The sequence below is a fragment of the Alterinioella nitratireducens genome, assembly GCF_013155465.1.
In the GTDB taxonomy this organism is placed as follows: domain Bacteria; phylum Pseudomonadota; class Alphaproteobacteria; order Rhodobacterales; family Rhodobacteraceae; genus Alterinioella; species Alterinioella nitratireducens.
Map to the genome: position 1 here is coordinate 256,742 of NZ_JABJVX010000004.1, position 16,880 is coordinate 273,621.

General features: G+C 66.6%; 15 protein-coding genes and 1 tRNA gene. 5 read left to right on the top strand and 11 right to left on the bottom strand.

Annotated elements, in window-relative coordinates:
* The 4 genes from HNS34_RS09030 to ttcA all read right to left on the bottom strand — a co-directional run bounded on the left by HNS34_RS09030 (nucleotide 1) and on the right by ttcA (nucleotide 5,212).
* Complete coding sequence (locus HNS34_RS09030; protein WP_172319728.1) at nucleotides 1-738, bottom strand: MOSC domain-containing protein; 738 nt, start codon at nucleotides 736-738, stop codon at nucleotides 1-3.
* The gene (gene yidC, locus HNS34_RS09035) at nucleotides 735-2,549 is read right to left on the bottom strand and encodes a membrane protein insertase YidC (protein WP_172319729.1); all 1,815 of its coding nucleotides are present in this window, start codon (nucleotides 2,547-2,549) and stop codon (nucleotides 735-737) included. The genes HNS34_RS09030 and yidC overlap by 4 nt, the downstream gene beginning before the upstream one ends.
* Before the next feature lie 132 nt (nucleotides 2,550-2,681).
* Nucleotides 2,682-4,232, bottom strand: coding sequence for a putative bifunctional diguanylate cyclase/phosphodiesterase (locus tag HNS34_RS09040; protein ID WP_235952671.1), 1,551 nt, complete (start codon nucleotides 4,230-4,232; stop codon nucleotides 2,682-2,684).
* 116 nt (nucleotides 4,233-4,348) lie between these two features.
* Nucleotides 4,349-5,212, bottom strand: coding sequence for a tRNA 2-thiocytidine(32) synthetase TtcA (gene ttcA, locus HNS34_RS09045; protein ID WP_172319730.1), 864 nt, complete (start codon nucleotides 5,210-5,212; stop codon nucleotides 4,349-4,351).
* A gap of 110 nt (nucleotides 5,213-5,322) precedes the next feature.
* Between ttcA and HNS34_RS09050 the strand changes: the two genes are divergently transcribed.
* Complete coding sequence (locus HNS34_RS09050) at nucleotides 5,323-6,243, top strand: alpha/beta hydrolase (RefSeq protein ID WP_172319731.1); 921 nt, start codon at nucleotides 5,323-5,325, stop codon at nucleotides 6,241-6,243.
* A 34-nt stretch (nucleotides 6,244-6,277) separates the two neighbouring features.
* Here HNS34_RS09050 and HNS34_RS09055 read toward each other — a convergent pair whose 3' ends face one another.
* From HNS34_RS09055 to rpmH, 4 genes are all read right to left on the bottom strand, one after another.
* Entirely contained in the window at nucleotides 6,278-6,418 is a 141-nt protein-coding gene (locus HNS34_RS09055) for a hypothetical protein (protein WP_172319732.1), read from the bottom strand.
* Between the two features lie 55 nt (nucleotides 6,419-6,473).
* Nucleotides 6,474-6,719: a membrane protein insertion efficiency factor YidD gene (yidD, locus tag HNS34_RS09060; protein WP_172319733.1), complete on the bottom strand. Its 246-nt coding sequence runs from the start codon at nucleotides 6,717-6,719 to the stop codon at nucleotides 6,474-6,476.
* Nucleotides 6,716-7,069 carry a ribonuclease P protein component gene (rnpA, locus tag HNS34_RS09065; protein ID WP_172319734.1) on the bottom strand — a complete coding sequence of 118 codons (354 nt, stop codon included), beginning with the start codon at nucleotides 7,067-7,069 and terminating at the stop codon, nucleotides 6,716-6,718. Before rnpA ends, yidD begins: the two co-directional genes overlap by 4 nt.
* 107 nt (nucleotides 7,070-7,176) lie before the next feature.
* The gene (rpmH, locus tag HNS34_RS09070) at nucleotides 7,177-7,311 is read right to left on the bottom strand and encodes a 50S ribosomal protein L34 (RefSeq protein WP_005980833.1); all 135 of its coding nucleotides are present in this window, start codon (nucleotides 7,309-7,311) and stop codon (nucleotides 7,177-7,179) included.
* Nucleotides 7,312-7,633: 322 nt separating this feature from the next.
* Between rpmH and HNS34_RS09075 the strand changes: the two genes are divergently transcribed.
* From HNS34_RS09075 to HNS34_RS09090, 4 genes are all read left to right on the top strand, one after another.
* Nucleotides 7,634-8,332, top strand: a complete 699-nt coding sequence (locus HNS34_RS09075; protein WP_407925857.1) for a TVP38/TMEM64 family protein — start codon at nucleotides 7,634-7,636, stop codon at nucleotides 8,330-8,332.
* Nucleotides 8,333-8,335: 3 nt separating this feature from the next.
* Nucleotides 8,336-9,748, top strand: a complete 1,413-nt coding sequence (locus tag HNS34_RS09080; RefSeq protein ID WP_172319736.1) for a dihydrolipoyl dehydrogenase family protein — start codon at nucleotides 8,336-8,338, stop codon at nucleotides 9,746-9,748.
* 76 nt (nucleotides 9,749-9,824) lie between these two features.
* Nucleotides 9,825-11,171 (top strand): sensor histidine kinase, encoded by a 1,347-nt coding sequence (locus HNS34_RS09085; protein ID WP_172319866.1) that lies wholly within the window; start codon nucleotides 9,825-9,827, stop codon nucleotides 11,169-11,171.
* A gap of 69 nt (nucleotides 11,172-11,240) precedes the next feature.
* Nucleotides 11,241-11,317 (top strand) — tRNA-Arg (locus HNS34_RS09090).
* Between the two features lie 44 nt (nucleotides 11,318-11,361).
* Here HNS34_RS09090 and HNS34_RS09095 read toward each other — a convergent pair.
* The 3 genes from HNS34_RS09095 to HNS34_RS09105 are packed head-to-tail and all read right to left on the bottom strand — an operon-like array spanning nucleotide 11,362 to nucleotide 16,806.
* Entirely contained in the window at nucleotides 11,362-14,673 is a 3,312-nt protein-coding gene (locus HNS34_RS09095; RefSeq protein WP_172319737.1) for an error-prone DNA polymerase, read from the bottom strand.
* Nucleotides 14,673-16,217 carry a Y-family DNA polymerase gene (locus HNS34_RS09100; protein ID WP_235952672.1) on the bottom strand — a complete coding sequence of 515 codons (1,545 nt, stop codon included), beginning with the start codon at nucleotides 16,215-16,217 and terminating at the stop codon, nucleotides 14,673-14,675. Before HNS34_RS09100 ends, HNS34_RS09095 begins: the two co-directional genes overlap by 1 nt.
* Nucleotides 16,108-16,806, bottom strand: a complete 699-nt coding sequence (locus HNS34_RS09105; RefSeq protein ID WP_328700500.1) for an ImuA family protein — start codon at nucleotides 16,804-16,806, stop codon at nucleotides 16,108-16,110. Before HNS34_RS09105 ends, HNS34_RS09100 begins: the two co-directional genes overlap by 110 nt.
* Nucleotides 16,807-16,880: the final 74 nt, after the last annotated feature.

Consider the following 16,880-nt stretch of genomic DNA (forward strand, 5'->3'; position numbering starts at 1 on the left):
TCAGAGCACCTCGATACCATTGCCAAGCGCGATCTCGCCGCTTGTAACCACCTCGCCATAAACGCAGAACTCGCGCGCCTCGTTCAGCACGCTCAGCGTGTCGGCGTCGCGCTGGCCGGTCTCGGGGTTGGCCGTGGTGGCAAGGCAGCGCACGACCGGTTCGCGCACTGCGATCTCGGCGCTGCCGATGCGCACGGTCTTGCCGATCCAGTCGCCCTCGTCCCAGGGCGGCAATCCATCGAGCCAGATATTCGCGCGCCAGCGCTTTTCCGACAGGCTCTGCCCCAGCTTGTGTTCCACAGCGCGGTGCGAGGCCATGTTTCCGATGCTGACCGAGGGGAAATCCGTATCCGTCATGCCGCGCCCCGGAACCCGGACGACACGGGCCGATTGGGCGCGGTTCTCCGGTTGCAGTGGCCTTGACCAGGCAATCAGCGCGTCGCCGTCCTTATCGGGGTCGATTATCAGGTCGGGCAGGTCCGGATGGGACAGGGTGACCGTGCCCGTGGCGTCATCCAGCCGCGCGTCGATGGCCATCAGGCCGGGCGCCTTCGACCCGATGGTGAAGTTGCGGCAATGCGCCCATGCGCTGCCATCCACGTCGCTTGCATCATGCGCCACGGCCCAGGTCCGGTCCCAAGGCATGGTGGCGCCGGCCTCAAGCCGGACCGAGGTCAGCGCCTCGCGCCCATGGCTCTTGATCGGGTGCCGCCAGAGGCCGGTGACACGGGGCGTCATGTGTCGTCCGGTTTCTTGCGCTGGAAACTGCGGCGGATATTGCCGAACACGTCGGGCTTGAAGCCCTGGCTGCGCATGATCGTGTATTGCTGGATGAAAGTCACCGTGTTGTTGGTGATCCAGTAGACCAGCAGGCCGCTGGCGAAGCTGCCCAACATGAACATGAAGACCCAGGGCAGGTAGGCGAAGATCATCGCCTGCGTCGGATCGGTGGGCGCCGGGTTCAGTTTTTGCTGCAGCCACATCGAGACGCCCAGAAGCAGGGGCAGCACGCCGATGAAGATCAGCGCCATGATGGTGCCGGGTTCGGGTGCCGCGTAGGGCAGCAACCCGTAGAGGTTGAAGATCGACGAGCTGTCGGGCGCCGAGAGGTCATTCAGCCAGCCGAAGAACGGCGCGTGGCGCAGCTCCAGCGTGACGAAAATCACCTTGTAGAGCGAGAAGAATATCGGGATTTGCAGAAGGATCGGCAGACAGCCCGAGGCCGGGTTCACCTTTTCCTTCTTGTAGAGCTCCATCATGCCCTGTTGCAGCTTCTGGCGGTCATCGCCCGCACGTTCCTTCAGCTCCTCCATCTTGGGCTGAAGCTCCTTCATCTTGGCCATCGAGACGTAGGATTTATAGGCCAGCGGGAAGAGCGCGGCCTTGATCAGCAGCGTCAGCGCGATGATGGCGACGCCCATATTGCCGATAAGCGCGTTGAGGTTGTGAAGCAGCCAGAAGATCGGCTTGGTCAGGAAGTAGAACCAGCCCCAGTCGATGGAATCGAGGAAGCCGTCGATGCCGTCCTCGTTCTGGTAGTTGCGGATGGTTTCCCATTCCTTGGCGCCCGCGAAAAGGCGCGTCGAGCGCTCGACCGTTTGCCCCGGTTCGACGGTGACGGCGGGCAGGCGGGCCTCGGTCTGGTAGATCTCGGCGCTGGCGACATAGCGGGAAACGGCGGTGAAGGGCTGGCCCGCCTCGGGGATCAGCGTGGTCATCCAGTACTTGTCGGTGAAACCGATCCAGCCTTCCTCGGCTACGTCCGTCACTTCGGCCCGCGCGCCTTCGCGTTCGAGGAAATCGAGGTCGGTCATGTCGTCGTAATCAAGCTCGTTCAGGGTGCCGTCCGAGCTTTGCACGACGCCTTCGTGCAGGATGAAGAAGTTCTGCAGGTCATCGGGCAGCCCGTGGCGCGCGACGATGCCGTAGGGGGCAAGGCGGGCCGCGTCCTCGTTAGTGTTCTCGACCGATTGGGTGATCGTGAACATGTAATCTTCATCGACCGAGATCGTGCGGCGGAAGATCAGGCCGGTGCCATTGTCCCACCGAAGCGTCACCGGGGTCTCGACGGTCAGCGTCTCGCCCTCCTCGACCTCCCATTCGGTGTTCGCACCGGGGACATCCTCATAGCCAAGCGCGCCGCCGGGGGTCCAGCCGTAGAGCGCGTAATAGGCCCCGGATTGCCCGACCGGCGAGAGCAGGCGGACATTGGGCGAGTCCTCTTCCAGCGTTTCGAAATAGTTGCGCAGTTCGAGGTCGTCGAGGCGGCCACCGGTGAGAGAGATGGAGCCCGAAAGCGCCTGCGTGTCGATGGCGATGCGCGGGGCTTCCGCGGTCGCCTCGACCGGCGCGCCGGCCTCGGTTTCGGTCCCGCCGACAGTGGGCGGGGTCAGAGCAAGATCGGGGGCCTCGCCCTCGGTGGTGACGACGGCCTCGGGGCTGTCGGGATCGGTCGGGAGGTCGGCGGGCGGGAACAGGATCGACCAGATCAGGATCACACCCAGGCTCAAGGCCATTGCAAGAATGAAATTCTTGTTCTGATTGTCCATAACCGCCCTGTCCAGCCTTGTTTGAATCCACGGAGGTTCAACAGATTGAGGCCGCAAAGGTCAAGCGGTTTTCCCCGCCTGTGGCACCGTTGCGCGCGGTTTGGCATCGGTTTCACCCCGGATGGGGCCGGATCAGCCCGCGCGGCGTCCGATCCGGGGCGTTTGGGGGATCTTTTCGTTGTAGCTGCGCATCCAGCCGATGGTGTCTTCCAGCGGCATGGGGCGCGACAGCCCGTAGCCCTGGATATGGTCGCAGCCCAGTTGCGCCAGCACGCTTTGTTCGCCCTCGGTCTCGACGCCTTCGGCCACGGTGGCGACGCCAAGCCGTTCGGCCAGCGCCAGGATACCGGCGACCACGGCCTGCTGGCTGGATTCGCGGTCCATCCGCGTCACGAAGCTGCGGTCGATCTTGATGCGGTTGACGCGGAAGCGGGCGATATTGGCGATGGCGGCACTGCCGGTGCCGAAATCGTCGAGGTCGATGTTGAAGCCATGCGCGCTGAGCCGTTCGATATTCTGCACCACCACGTCGTCCTGCGATTGCGCGGCGACGGTCTCCAGGATCTCGACGGTCAGGCGCGAGGGGCGCATCTCGTGACGGTCGACCTCCCATTTGACGCGGTCGGCCAGGGTCGGGTCATGCAGTTCCTCAGCCGAGAAATTGACCGAGACCGAGGGGATCGCGAACCCGGCCTCGTCCCAGACCTTCAGCGCGGCCAGCGCGTGCGACAAGATCACCTCGCCCAACCGGCCCATGCAGCCGGCATCGTCGATGGCGGGCAGGAAATCGGCGGGGATCAGCACGCCTTCTTCAGGGTGATGCCAGCGCGCGAGCGCCTCGAAGCCCGACACCGCCCCGGTATCGGTGCTGATCTGGGGCTGAAACCAGGGCCGGATGGCCCCGGAATCGAGCGCGGTTTCAACCTCCTCGGACAGGCCATGGCGGCGGCGCGAGCGGGTTTTCACGCGTTCGGAATAGCCGCGCACCCCGGCGGGGCCATTCCTGCGCGCCTCGGTCAACGCGGTCAGGGCGGCATCCAGCACGCATTCGGCATTGCCGTATTCGGCCTGCGCGGGCGTGGCAAAGCCGACCGAGAGGGTCGGGTGGGCCGCCGATCCGGCGATGGCGACAGGTTCGGAAAGTGCGCGTTGCAGGCGTTCGACCACCGACACGACGAGGTCGAGCTTGGCATTGGCGATGGGTTCCAGCGCGATGGCAAAGCGGCCCTCGCCGATGCAGGCGACGGCATCGCCCCGGCGCAGCGAGGTCTGAAGACGTTCGGCGCTGCGGCGCAGGATCTGATCGCCCGCCGACGCGCCCCAACGCGCCACCAGATCGGGGAAATCGTCGATCTCGGCAATCAGGCAGGCGGTGGCGCGGCCCTGCGCCTCGGGGCTGTTCATGGACCGATCCAGCGCGGTCAGGAACGCCTCGCGCATGGGCAGGCCGGTCTTGCCGTCGCGCGGGCCTGTGTCGGGGTCGATGCGCGCGGGCGGGCGCAGCGCCTGAAGCGCCAGGAGCGCGGGCAACAGGACCGAAGTGGCAAAGATGATCTCGGCCTTGCCGATCCAGACCGCGCCAAGCGCCAGCAGCGGAAAGATCGCCAGGAATTCGACGCGGGCCAGCGCGCCGCGAATGCCGCGGGCAAGCCGGTCCATCGAGGAGGTCGCAGAAACACGCATCGGCACACCCTTTGTCTCACACCGTCCCCAGGTGAACGGAATGGGAACGTTGCCGAAAAGGGCTAAGCCAAACTGCCAAACAGGCTGTTAATGACCGCCGATTACTGTCTCTGATTTCAGTCGAATTGTTCCGACCGTGCCAGTCCGGCGAAGTCGAAAAGGCTCGGGTCCAGCAGATGCGAAGGCCGCGCATTCATCAGGGACGAGAACATCTTGCCGCGCCGTCCGGGGCTGCGCGCCTCCCACTCGTTCAGCATCGCCTTGATCTGCTGGCGTTGCAGCCCGTCCTGCGATCCGCAGAGATCACAGGGGATGATGGGATAGTTCATGGCGCGGGAAAACGCCTCGCAATCGGCCTCGGCGACATGGGCGAGGGGGCGGTAGACAAAGAGGTCGCCCTCATCGTTGAGCAGCTTGGGCGGCATCGTGGCCAGCTTGCCGCCATGAAACAAATTCAGGAAAAATGTCTCGAGAATATCGTCGCGGTGATGGCCCAGAACAACCGCCGAACACCCTTCCTCACGCGCGATTCGGTAGAGGTTGCCACGGCGCAGCCGCGAGCAGAGCGCGCAATAGGTCCGGCCCTGGGGCACCTTGTCCATGACGATGGAGTAGGTGTCCTGATACTCGATCCGGTGCTCCACACCCATCTTCTCCAGAAACTCCGGCAGCACGGTCGCGGGAAAGCCCGGCTGGCCCTGGTCGAGGTTGCAGGCGAGGATCTGGACCGGCAGCAGCCCGCGCCATTTGAGCTCGGTCAGGGCGGCCAGCAGGGTGTAACTGTCCTTGCCGCCCGAGAGGCAGACCAGCCACTTGTCCGGCTGCGTGCCCTCGGCGCGACGTGAGCCGCGTTCGATCATTCCGTAGCGCTGGATCGCCTCGCGGGTCTCGCGGATGATCCGCTTGCGCAGTTTCTTGAACTCCGCCGTCTTCGGCGCGCCGTGAAAGAGCGGGTGGATATCGTCGCTGTCGTCAAGCATCTGGGACCTCCGGGTGTCGCGGTCCCCGCATAGTGCCGCCGGGTGCCCCGCGCAACGGTTTTGATATCCGCGCGGCCTGGGGCATACTGCGGGACAGGGAGGGCCGCGACATGGATTATTTCTTCTCGCGCCGCACGTTCAACCAGAGCAAGGGCACGTTCACCAAGGACTTCGCGGCGCTGACGCGCTATGCCCGCGTGCCTGAGCCCATTGCCGAGGCCGGGGCCGCGCATCTGATCAGCCGCGACCAGTGGTTGCAAGGCGTGTTGTCCTCGGCCACCACCAACGACGTCGTCATCTTCGTGCATGGCTTCAACACCTCGCAGGCGGAAATGCTGATCCGCCAGCGCAAGATCCAGGGTGGCCTCATGGCGCATGGCTTCGGCGGCGCTGTGATCGGGCTGGACTGGGCCAGCGACGGTGTGCTGTCCGGCTATGGCCGCGACCGCACGGACGCCAAGAGAACCGCGCCCTACCTGGTGCTGGACGGGATCGGGCCGATCCTCAACGCGCGGCCCGGTATCCGCATCCACATCCTGGCCCATTCGATGGGCGCCTACCTGACGTTGCGCGGTTTCAGCCAGGTGGGCGATTCCGGCGCGCCCGGCACCCATCCCTGGGGCGTGGAGCAGGTGTTGTTCCTGGCCGCCGATGTCACCGTGGGCTGGATGGAGGCGGGGGCCTGGGGCGGGCTGGTCATGGATCATCGCTGCAAGCGGCTGACCAACTATTACAGCGGTTTTGACGATGTGCTGGCCCTGTCCGAGATCAACAAGTTCGGCACGGCCCCCAAGATCGGCCGCAACGGCATGTCGGGGCCGCTGCCGGGCCGGTTCAACGACCTCTATTGCGGCCAGCAATATGACCGCACGGTGCCGCAGGCACAGCGCAGCGTGCGTTATTCCCACACCTGGTATTTCGACAATGCCGGCGTCTACCAGGATGTCGCCCGCACCCTGGCGGGGCAATCGGCGGCGACTATGCCGACGCGTCTGCCGGCGTCGAACGGGGATCAGGCGCTGCGGGTGTGAGGGGGCCTGTGCGACGCCCCGGCCCCTTGCGTTTTCAGAAATCAAACTGCCGTTTCGGTGGCGGCGGCTGCGATGGTGGCAGGCCAAGGTCGCGGCGCAGATGCGGCGTCAGGCCGTCCTCGAACCGGGCCCTGCGCAAGGCGCGCGCCGCCTCGCTGACCACCGCGCGCAACACGCGCCACAACCCGGCCTCGTGGGTGATGTCGGACAGGACGGCCTGAAGGTCAGTGTCACCCGTCGGACATATCGCTGTCAGGGTCCGGCACCGGATCGTAGCCGGAGGAGCCAAGCGGATGGCAGCGCCCGATGCGGCGCAGCGCCAGCCAGCCGCCTTTCAGCGCGCCATGCTTCTCAAGCGCCTCCAGCGCGTAGGCGGAACAGGTGGGCTGATAGCGGCAGTTGAACCCGACCCAAGGCGAAAAGATCAGCCGGTAGGCACGCACCGGCAGGGCGGCGATATGGGCCAGCGGGCTCATCCGTGCAGCTTTTGCAGGGCGCGGGACAGGTCGGCGCGCATCTGGTCCATGGGCAGGGTCGCGGTAAGCTCGGGCCTGCCGATCAGCACGTAGTCCCATCCAGGACGCCCCTCGGTCGTGATCACGGCGCGGGCAATCTCGCGCAGGCGGCGCTTTGCGCGGTTGCGGGCGACGGCATTGCCGACCTTCTTGGAACAGGTATAGCCGACGCGGATCAGGTCGGGGTCGGCGGGCTCCCCCTCGCGCCGTTTGCGGCCCTGCACCAGAAAGCCCGGCGCATGGGCGCGGCCTGCACGGGCGGCGCGCAGGAAATCGGGGCGATTGGCCAGGGTCTCGATCCGCTGCGTCACGCGCGATCCTTCAAAACACGAAAAGCCGAAATACGAAAAGCCCCTGTGGCCATGATGGCCGAAGGGGCTCCTCCAGGGGGCGCATCGGCCCCCAAATCGGCACGCGATTACGCGCTGAGCGACTTCCGGCCGCGGGCGCGGCGGGCGTTCAGGATCTTGCGGCCGGCCTTGGTTGCCATGCGGGCGCGGAACCCGTGGCGGCGTTTGCGGACCAGGTTGGACGGCTGGTAAGTGCGTTTCATCTCTCAAGCTCCGTATCGTCACGGGCCGGAACGCGCGAGGGATTGCGCATCGACGGCCAGAGAATCCGTTTGAAGCCCCGCCAATAGAACCAGTGCCGCGCGGTGTCAACAATGGCGCGGGCCGAAAAGCGGGGTTTGAAACATCCGCGCGGCGAAATCCTTCAGATCGGGCCGGAAACCGACATATCCGGCCCGAAACGGTCACGCCCCATCAAGCGGGCGTGAAGGGCCTGTTGCGGGGCCGCCGGAACGCGCATCTTCTGGTCAAGCGATTGCGAAAGGTGCAACCATGTCCGATACCACAGCCCCGTCAGGAAGTTCGATGACCCGATATCTGCCGCTGATCGTGATTGCACTCGTGGCGGCATCCGGCTGGTTCTTCTTTCGCGATTACCTGAGCTTCGAGGCGCTGCGCGACAATCGTGAAGCGCTCCTGGCCTTTCGGGATGCGAATTACCTGGCAATGGTCGCGGGTTACATCGTGGCATATGTCGCTATCGTGGCGTTTTCCCTGCCCGGCGCGACACCGGCGACACTGGCGGGGGGCTTCCTCTTCGGTCTCTTCCCCGGTGCGTTCTATGTCGTGGTCTCGGCGACGCTCGGCGCGATCGTCATCTTCCTGGCCGCCAAGTGGGGCCTGGGCGAGGCGCTGGCGGCGCGGATGGATGCCTCCTCGGGCCGGATCAAGCGCATCAAGGAGGGGATCGAGGCGAACGAGCTGCCGATGCTGTTCCTGATCCGTCTGGTCCCCGCCGTGCCCTTTTTCGTTGCCAACCTGCTGCCCGCGCTCGTCGGTGTCGCGCTGGGGCCGTATGTCTTCACCACGTTCTTCGGAATCATGCCGGGCACGGTGGTCTACACCTGGGTCGGCGCGGGACTGGGTGAGGTTTTCGCCCGTGGCGACACGCCCGATCTGGGGATCATCTTCGAGCCGATGATCCTGGGGCCGATCCTTGGGCTCTGCGCGCTGGCGCTGCTGCCGATCATCATCAAGGCCGTGCGCGGCAAGGAAGGGGTCTGAGCGATGGCCGAGATCAGATGCGACATCTGCGTGATCGGGGCCGGAAGCGGTGGCCTGTCCGTCGCGTCCGGGGCCGTGCAGATGGGGGCCGACGTGGTCCTGCTGGAAGGGCACAAGATGGGTGGCGATTGCCTGAACTATGGCTGCGTGCCGTCCAAGGCGCTGCTGGCGGCGGGGCACAAGGCGCATGCGATGGGGCAGGGGGCGTTCGGCGTCAGCGGCGGGGCGGTCACGACCGATTTCGCCGCCGCCAAGGATCACGTGGAGCAGGTCATCGCCAGTATCGCCCCGCATGACAGCGAGGAGCGGTTCAAAGGGCTCGGCGTGCGCGTCATCCGCGATTACGGGCGCTTCATCGACCATGACAGGGTGCAGGTGGGCGCGGACGTGATCACCGCGCGCCGCTTTGTCATCGCCACCGGGTCGCGCCCCTTCGTGCCGCCGATTCCGGGGCTCAAGGATGTGCCTTACCTGACCAACGAAACCGTCTTCGACCTGCGCGAGCGGCCTGAGCACCTGATCGTCATCGGCGGCGGCCCGATCGGCATGGAAATGGCGCAGGCGCATCGCCGCCTCGGCAGCAAGGTCACGGTGCTGGAGGGCGAAAAGGCGCTTGGCAAGGATGACCCGGACCTGGCGGCAATCGCGCTGGAGCATCTGCGCGGCGAAGGCATCGAGATCGTCGAAGGCGCGCTGGCCAGCCAGATCAGCGGCGGCGCGGGCGACATCACGGTCGAGACCAGGGACGGCGCGCGCTTCCACGGCTCTCACCTGCTGGTCGCGGTCGGGCGCAAGGTCAATATCGACCGGCTCGACCTGCACAAGGCGGGGCTGGAGGAAGAGAACGGCGCGGTCAGGGTGGATGCCCGCCTGCGCTCGCCCACCAACCGGCGCGTCTATGCCGTGGGCGATGCCGCGGGCGGGCTGCAATTCACCCATGTCGCAAGCTATCACGCGGGCGTCGTCATCCGCTCCATGCTGCTTGGCCTGCCGTCAAAGGCGCGCAGAGATCACCTGCCCTGGGCGACCTTTACCGACCCCGAAATGGCGCAGGTCGGCCTGACCGAAGCGCAAGCGCGCAAGGCCCATGGTGACAGGTTGACCGTGGTGCGGGCCGAGTTCTCCGGCAATGACCGCGCCGTCGCTACCGGGCAGACAGTGGGACTGATCAAGGTCATGGTGGTGAAGGGGCGGCCTGTCGGGGCTTCCATCGTCGGCGCGCAGGCGGGTGAATTGATCCAGACCTGGGCGCTGGCCATCGCCAACCGTTTGAAAATGAGTGCAATTTCCGCCATGGTGGCGCCATATCCCACATTGGGAGAGGTCAACAAGCGCGCCGCCGGGGCCTATTTTACGCCCAAGCTGTTCGAAAATCCGTGGATCAAGCGTATCGTGCGGCTGGTGCAGCGGTTCTGACACCGCGCGAAGGAAGGGAGGGACAGAGGTGAACTCACTTTCAGGTCGGTTCCTGATCCTGACGGTCATTTTCGTGATGCTGGCCGAAGTTCTGATCTTCGTCCCCTCCATCGCGCGCTTCCGCGAGGATTACCTGCTGGCGCGTCTGGAACGGGCACAGATCGCCTCGCTGGCCGTGCTGGCCGACGAGACCATGATGCTCGATGAGGCGCTGGAGGGCGAGCTTCTGGAAAATGCGGGCGTCCTCAACGTCGTGATGCGCCGCGATGCGTTCAGCCAGTTGATCCTGACCAGCGAGGAAATTCCCCCGGTCTCGGGCTTTTTCGACCTGCGCGATCCCGGTGCCTGGCGGTTGATGGTCGATGCAATGGCCCGCCTGTGGCAGCCCGAGGACCAGGTGATCCGCGTCATGGGCAACCCGGTGCGCGAGGCCGGGATCCAGATCGAGGTGACCCTGCATACCGGCCCCTTGCGCGACGCGATGCTGGAATACGGGCTGAACATCCTGCTTCTGTCGCTGGTGATCTCGGTCATTACGGCCGCGCTGCTTTTCCTGGCCGTGCGCCGGGTGATCGTGATGCCGATCAAGCGGGTCGTGGCCTCGATGCATGCCTATTCCGAACAGCCCGAGGATACCCGCCGCATCATCGAGCCTTCGGCGGGCGCGCGCGAATTGCGCGATGCCGAGGTGACGCTGCGCAAGTTGCAGACCCAATTGACCGCCTCGCTGAAGCAGCGCGAACACCTGGCGCAACTGGGGGCCGCCGTGGCCAAGATCAGCCACGATCTGCGCAACATCCTGACCGTGGCGACCCTGCTGGCCGACCGGCTGGAAAGCTCGGCCGACCCGGCGGTCAAGCGCACCGCGCCGAAACTGCTTTCCTCGCTGTCGCGCGCGGTCAACCTCTGCGAAGGCACGCTTGCCTTTGGACGCGCCGAGGAGGCCCCACCGGCCCTCATGCGCATCGACATCGCCACGCTGGTCGCCGATGTGATCGAACATGAACGGCTCTCGGCGGATGTCGAGGATGTGACTCTGACCGCCGATGTGCCGCCGGGCCTGATGGTGCGCTGCGATCCCGAACAACTCTACCGCGTGTTGGGCAACCTGATCCGCAACGCCCGCCAGGCCATCGCGGGAACAAGCGCACACGGCGAGGTGACGATCAAGGCGGGCGAGGGCGATACGAGTTGGTGGATCACGGTCTCGGATACCGGTCCGGGCCTGCCGAAAAAGGCGCTCGATCACCTCTTCACGCCGTTCCAGGGCGGCGCGCGCAAGGGCGGCACCGGTCTTGGCCTGGCCATCGCGGCGGAACTGGTGCGCGGCCATGGCGGGACGCTGGAGCTGGAGGAGACCGGGCCCGAGGGCTCGACCTTCCGCATCACCCTGCCGTCCTCGCGCGTGGCGCTTGCAAGTTGAGGTCAGAAAGCTGCCGATTGCCCCTTGCAATGCCCCGCCCGTGGCGATACATCCGCCCCACTCTGATGCGGACTGGTAGCTCAGTTGGATAGAGTACTTGACTACGAATCAAGGGGTCGGGGGTTCGAATCCTCCCCAGTCCGCCACTTTCCCCTTTTCTGAACATTGATGCCTGGTCGGGACTTTCGGCTCAATGGAAATCCCGCGACTTCGGGATGACGCGGGCGTTGCGGGGGTGGCCGCGCATGCCGACCTGGTTCGGCAGCGGATGGGTCGGGTGGTCGCCGCGTGTGGTGATCGGGGGCAGGTTGACATCCGAGAGGCCGTCCAGCCGGTCGCTGCGATCCTCCAGCCTCTCGGCGACGATATGGATCACGCGGCCATCGGTCTGGACCTGGCCATGCACCACCAGAAGCCGCGCCGCCATGATCACGGAGCGGAAATGCTTGAAGAGCTTGGGCCAGATCACCAGGTTCGCCACCCCCGTCTCATCCTCCAGCGTGATGAAGCAGACGCCCTTGGCGCTGCCCGGTTTCTGGCGCACCAGCACGAGGCCCGCCAGCGAGACCCGCGCGCCATGGCCAAGCCCGGTCAGATCGGCGGCGCAGCGATAGCCCTGCGCGCGCAGGCTGGCGCGGTAGAACGAGATCGGATGCGCCTTCAGCGACAGCCGCAGGGTCTGGTAATCGGCGACCACATGTTCGGCCTTTGGCATGGCGGGCAGATGCACCTCGGGCTCCGGGCCTTCGCCTGCCGCCTCGGCATGGTCGAAGATCGGCAGGGCGGGCGCGTCACGCAGGGCCTGCGCCTGCCACAGGGCCTGCCGCCGGTCGGCGCCCATGCTGCGCATCGCATCGGCGGCGGCGAGGCGGCGGATGGTGCCCGCATCCAGCCGCGCGCGCGATTTCAGCGCCGCCACATCCTCGTAAGGCATGTCCCGCGCGGCCATGATCCTGAGCGCCGCCTCCTCGCGCATCCCCCCCACCTGACGTAGCCCGAGGCGCAGCGCGAAGCCCTCGCCACCCGGTTCCAGCGTGCAGTTCCAATCCGACAGGTTCACATCGACGGGCCGCACCGCCACGCCGTGATCGCGGGCATCGCGCACGATCTGGGCGGGGGCGTAGAACCCCATCGGCTGCGAATTGAGCAGCGCGCAGGCGAAGGCGGCGGGGTAGTGGCATTTCATCCAGCTCGACACGTAGACCAGCTTGGCGAAGCTGGCGGCGTGGCTTTCGGGAAAGCCGTATTCGCCGAAGCCCTCGATCTGGCTGAAGCAGCGGGCGGCGAAATCGGGGTCGTAGCCGCGCCCGACCATGCGGCTGACCATCTTCTCCTTGTGGCTGGAGACCAGCCCGCGCGAGCGGAAGGTCGCCATCGCCTTGCGCAGCTGGTTGGCCTCGGCGGGGCTGAACTCGGCGGCGACCATGGCGATCTTCATCGCCTGTTCCTGGAAGATCGGCACGCCCAGGGTGCGCCCGAGGATGTTGAGCAACTCATCTTGCGGATGCTCCGGCCCCGGCGCGGGGTAATTCACCGGCTCCTGCCGTTGACGCCGACGCAGATAGGGATGCACCATGTCGCCCTGAATGGGACCGGGGCGCACGATGGCGACCTCGATCACCAGGTCGTAGAACCGGCGCGGGCGCAGTTTCGGCAGCATCGCCATCTGCGCCCGGCTTTCGACCTGGAAGACGCCGAGGCTGTCGCCCGCGCACAGCATGTCATAGGTGGCGGTGTCATCCGCCGGAATGCTGGCCAGCTCGTGATCCTGCCCGTAATGCGCGCGCATCAGGTCGAAGCATTTGGCGATACAGGTCAGCATTCCAAGCGCCAGGATATCGACCTTGAAGATGCCGAGCGCGTCAATATCGTCCTTGTCCCATTCGATGAAGCTGCGGTCAGCCATGGCGCCATTGCCGATGGGCACGATCTCGGTCAGGGGCGCTTCCGTCAGGATGAAGCCGCCGACATGCTGGCTCAGGTGGCGCGGCATCCCGGTCATCTGGCGGGCCAGTGTCAGCACCATGCGCAGGTAGGGATCAGACAGGTCCAGCCCGGCCTCGCGCACGCGGTCGTCCTGCACCTCTGCGTCGAAACTGCCCCAGACCGTGCCCGCCAGTTTCGAGGTCACATCCTCGCTGAGCCCCATCACCTTGCCGACCTCGCGGATCGCGGATCGCGGGCGGTAATGGATCACGGTGGCGCAGAGGCCGGCGCGGTGGCGGCCGTATTTGCCATACATGTACTGGATCACCTCCTCGCGCCGCTCATGCTCGAAATCGACGTCGATATCGGGCGGCTCGTCGCGCTCCTCGCTCAGGAACCGCTCGAACAGGAGGTCATGTTCGGCAGGATCGACCGAGGTGATGCCGAGGCAGAAACAGACCGCCGAATTCGCCGCCGAGCCGCGCCCCTGGCACAGGATCGGCGGGGTGGCCTCCTCGCGGGCGAAGCGCACGATGTCGTGGATGGTCAGGAAATAACGCGCGATCTTCTTGGACCGGATCAGGGAAAATTCCTTCTCGATGGTCTTGCGGATCGCCTCCGGCACGCCTTGCGGATAGCGCCCCGTAGCACCTTCCCATGTCAGGCGCTCCAGCTCCTCCTGCGCGGTGCGGCCTTCGGGGACGATCTCATGCGGATATTCGTATTTCAGGTCATCCAGCGTGAATGTGATGCTGTCTGCCAGGGCCCGCGTCGCGGCAATCGCATGGGGCCAGTCTGCGAAGAGGCGGCGCATCTCATCGGGCGATTTCAGGTGGCGTTCGGCATTGGCCTCCAAGAGCCGCCCGGCGCTGGCGATGGTCACGCCCTGCCGGATGCAGGTCATCACATCCTGCAGCGGGCGGCGGTCGGGGGTGGCGTAAAGCACGTCATTGGTGGCGAGGATCGACAGGCCGTGCGCCCGCGCCATTCCGTCCAGCCGGTTGATCCGCGCCCGGTCATCGCCGCGATAGAGGTGGCTCGCCGCGATATGACGCAGCCCCGGCAGGGCGCGGAGAAGACGCGGCAGACCGGCGGCAAAGCGCTCCAGATCGGGGCCGGGCAGGGCGATGAGGTGCAGGGTATCCGTCGCGTGATCCGCCAGCATCTCCAGCGTCAGGTGGGTTTCGCCCTTCTCCTGCCAGTCGCCCTCGGCATCCGTCATCTTGCCCTTCGACAGCAGCGTCGACAGCCCCGCATAGGCGGCGCGGTCCCTTGGATAGGCCAGAAACTCCGCCCCGCAGAGCAGTTCCAGCCGCGCGCCGATCAGGGGATGGATGCAGGCGGCCTTGGCCTCGCTATACATCCGCACCACACCGGCCAGGGAATTGTGATCGGCGATCCCGATGCGGTCATAGCCAAGCCGGTTCGCCGTCGCCGTCAGGTCCACCGCGTCCGAGGCCGCGCGCAGGAACGAGAAGCAACTGGCCAGCCCCAGTTCCACGTAACCCGCGCGCGGATTCGGGGTGAAGCCGTCTTCCTCATGGCTGCGCCGCTTATGCCCCTCCTGCTGCGGCATCAGGCAAAGAGCCCATGCAGGAACCAGCGCGGATCGGCCCCGCGCCCGTCGCCCATCACGCCCTGACGGTAGAGCCAGAAGCGGCGGCCATCCGTGACCTCGACCTTGTAATAGTCGCGCAGCCGCGTGCCGGGACGGTCCTGCCACCATTCCGGTGCGATCCGTTCGGGGCCTTCATAGCGCGCGGTGCGGAAGGTCACGCGCCGCCAGCGGAACTGCGCCGGTGCGCCTTCCGGCACGGCATAGAGCACGCGCAATTCCTCGGCCGGGTCGAAGATGCGCAAGGGGCGGTCGCGGGTAATGACGGGCGGCGCGGCGGGCGTGGCGGTCAGCGCGGGGATGCGGGCCTCGGCGCGTTCCGGCACGTGGCTCTCGCGCCAGCCGGTCCAGGTGATCCGGTCGGGCCCCAGCCGCGCGCTGAGCCGGTCCATGAGGGCGGCCAGATCCTTGTCGGTGTCGCGCGCGCCGTCCAGCCGTTCCTGCGTCAGTGACACGGGCTCGACATCCAGCGCCTCCAGCGTCAGCAGGTCAAAGCCGAAACCGGGATCGACATTGGCGAATTTGCCATCGAAGAGCCGCAGGATATGGGCCGGGTCGCGGGTCGCCTGCGCGGTGCCAAGCGTGACCGCGCGGCGTTCGCCGTCGATGCGGTAGATGGTCAGCCTCAGCCGCCGCGCGCCCTGTTCGGCCTCGGCCAGCGCCGCGCAGAGCTTACGCGCCAGCCCCGGCATATGCGGCTCGGGGTCCATCACGGGTTCGGCCAGCCGCACCCGCATCAGCCAGTTCACGGGATCGGGCGGCGGGCTGAGCGGATCGGCCTGCCGCCCCATCGCGCGGTCGAGCAGGATCAGCGGGTTGTGGCCCGCCTCCATATTGGCGAAGCGGCGCATCAGGGCGCTGCGCGGCATCTCGGCCAGCGTGCCGATGGTCTTGAGGCCCAACCGGTGCAGCAGGCGCTGTGTCTCGGCCCCGATCCGCAACGCGGCAAGGGGCAGGGGGGCGAGGTGATCCGCGACATCCTCCGCGCCACAGATCGCCCGATTTTCCCCGTGACAGGCCAGCGCCTGCGCCGCGATGCGGGTCGGTGCCATGGCCAGCCGCGCGGTCAGCCCCTGGATGGCGAACCGGGTCTCGATATCGCGCATCAGCGCCGCCTCGCCGCCGAACAGATGCGCCGAGCCGGTGGTGTCCAGGATCAGCCCGCCCGCGCGGTCAACCACAGTCCAGGGGCACCAGCGCCGCGCCCAATGCACCAGCCGGTCCAGCATCGCGGCATCGCCCGCGACATCGGCGGGCTCCACATGCAGGTCGGGATGGATCGCCTGGGCATCGACCACGCGCAGGCCCTCGGACAGCCCACGCGCCATGGCGGCCTGGCTCAGCGCGTGGATTACCGGGCCATGGGTGCCGTCGCGGGCCAGCACCACGGGCACGTCACCCCCCGGCAGCGTCCGCTCGCGGCTGGCCGTCCTGCGCCAGCGCTGCATCGCCAGATGCGGGAACCAGACCGAGACGATCCGTTGATCGGGCCGCGCGCGGGTCATACTCGGCCACCCATGCGCCCGGTGGCCGTCCGCGCGCGCGGAAAAGCTCCGCCGTCCAGCGGGGCGGCCCCGGCGCGCGGGCGTCGTGCGGATTGGCCCCCGAGGGCAGCGCCCCGATGCGCCAGCGTTCGCGCGCGGCGCTGAGCGTGCCGGGATCGCCGCTGCGGATCAGCCAGATCGGCACGTTCGCGCGTTCCGCGCGCAGGGCCAGCCGCTTGGTCGCGGTGAAGTCCAGCACCGTCGGCGCGCCATGGATCTCGCCCACCACCGCCGAGAGACCGGCACAGCCCGCGCCCTGTTCCATCGCCCAAAGCGCATCGCGCGGGTGGTTTACAGTGACCTGTAACACAGGTGCCTTCAGCCCCAGTTGCGCCAGCCCGATGCCATAAAGCCCGCCGTTTTCCTGCCGCGACAGCCGGTCCTGCACCCACAGGATGGGCCGATCCGCGCCCGCAAGCCGCGCCAGCACGAAGCCGGTGGCCGAGATATCCAGCGCGCCCGCGCTCAACGCATCGCGCAGCACAGCCGCCTCCGCCCCCGGAGCCTCCCGGTTGGCGGGGGGCGGGGCGCGTCGGGAAAGGCGTTTCACCTGCCCATATGACGAATCGAGGCGCATACACCTTTCCATATGTTCATACTTTGTTCTCATTTTCCAGTGGTGCC

Coding starts and splice junctions, on each gene's coding strand:
- HNS34_RS09030 (WP_172319728.1), bottom strand. CDS start 738: ATGACGCCCCGTGTCACCGGCCTCTGGCGGCACCCGATCAAGAGCCAT.
- yidC (WP_172319729.1), bottom strand. CDS start 2,549: ATGGACAATCAGAACAAGAATTTCATTCTTGCAATGGCCTTGAGCCTG.
- HNS34_RS09040 (WP_235952671.1), bottom strand. CDS start 4,232: ATGCGTGTTTCTGCGACCTCCTCGATGGACCGGCTTGCCCGCGGCATT.
- ttcA (WP_172319730.1), bottom strand. CDS start 5,212: ATGCTTGACGACAGCGACGATATCCACCCGCTCTTTCACGGCGCGCCG.
- HNS34_RS09050 (WP_172319731.1), top strand. CDS start 5,323: ATGGATTATTTCTTCTCGCGCCGCACGTTCAACCAGAGCAAGGGCACG.
- yidD (WP_172319733.1), bottom strand. CDS start 6,719: ATGAGCCCGCTGGCCCATATCGCCGCCCTGCCGGTGCGTGCCTACCGG.
- rpmH (WP_005980833.1), bottom strand. CDS start 7,311: ATGAAACGCACTTACCAGCCGTCCAACCTGGTCCGCAAACGCCGCCAC.
- HNS34_RS09075 (WP_407925857.1), top strand. CDS start 7,634: ATGACCCGATATCTGCCGCTGATCGTGATTGCACTCGTGGCGGCATCC.
- HNS34_RS09080 (WP_172319736.1), top strand. CDS start 8,336: ATGGCCGAGATCAGATGCGACATCTGCGTGATCGGGGCCGGAAGCGGT.
- HNS34_RS09085 (WP_172319866.1), top strand. CDS start 9,825: ATGCTGGCCGAAGTTCTGATCTTCGTCCCCTCCATCGCGCGCTTCCGC.
- HNS34_RS09095 (WP_172319737.1), bottom strand. CDS start 14,673: ATGCCGCAGCAGGAGGGGCATAAGCGGCGCAGCCATGAGGAAGACGGC.
- HNS34_RS09100 (WP_235952672.1), bottom strand. CDS start 16,217: ATGACCCGCGCGCGGCCCGATCAACGGATCGTCTCGGTCTGGTTCCCG.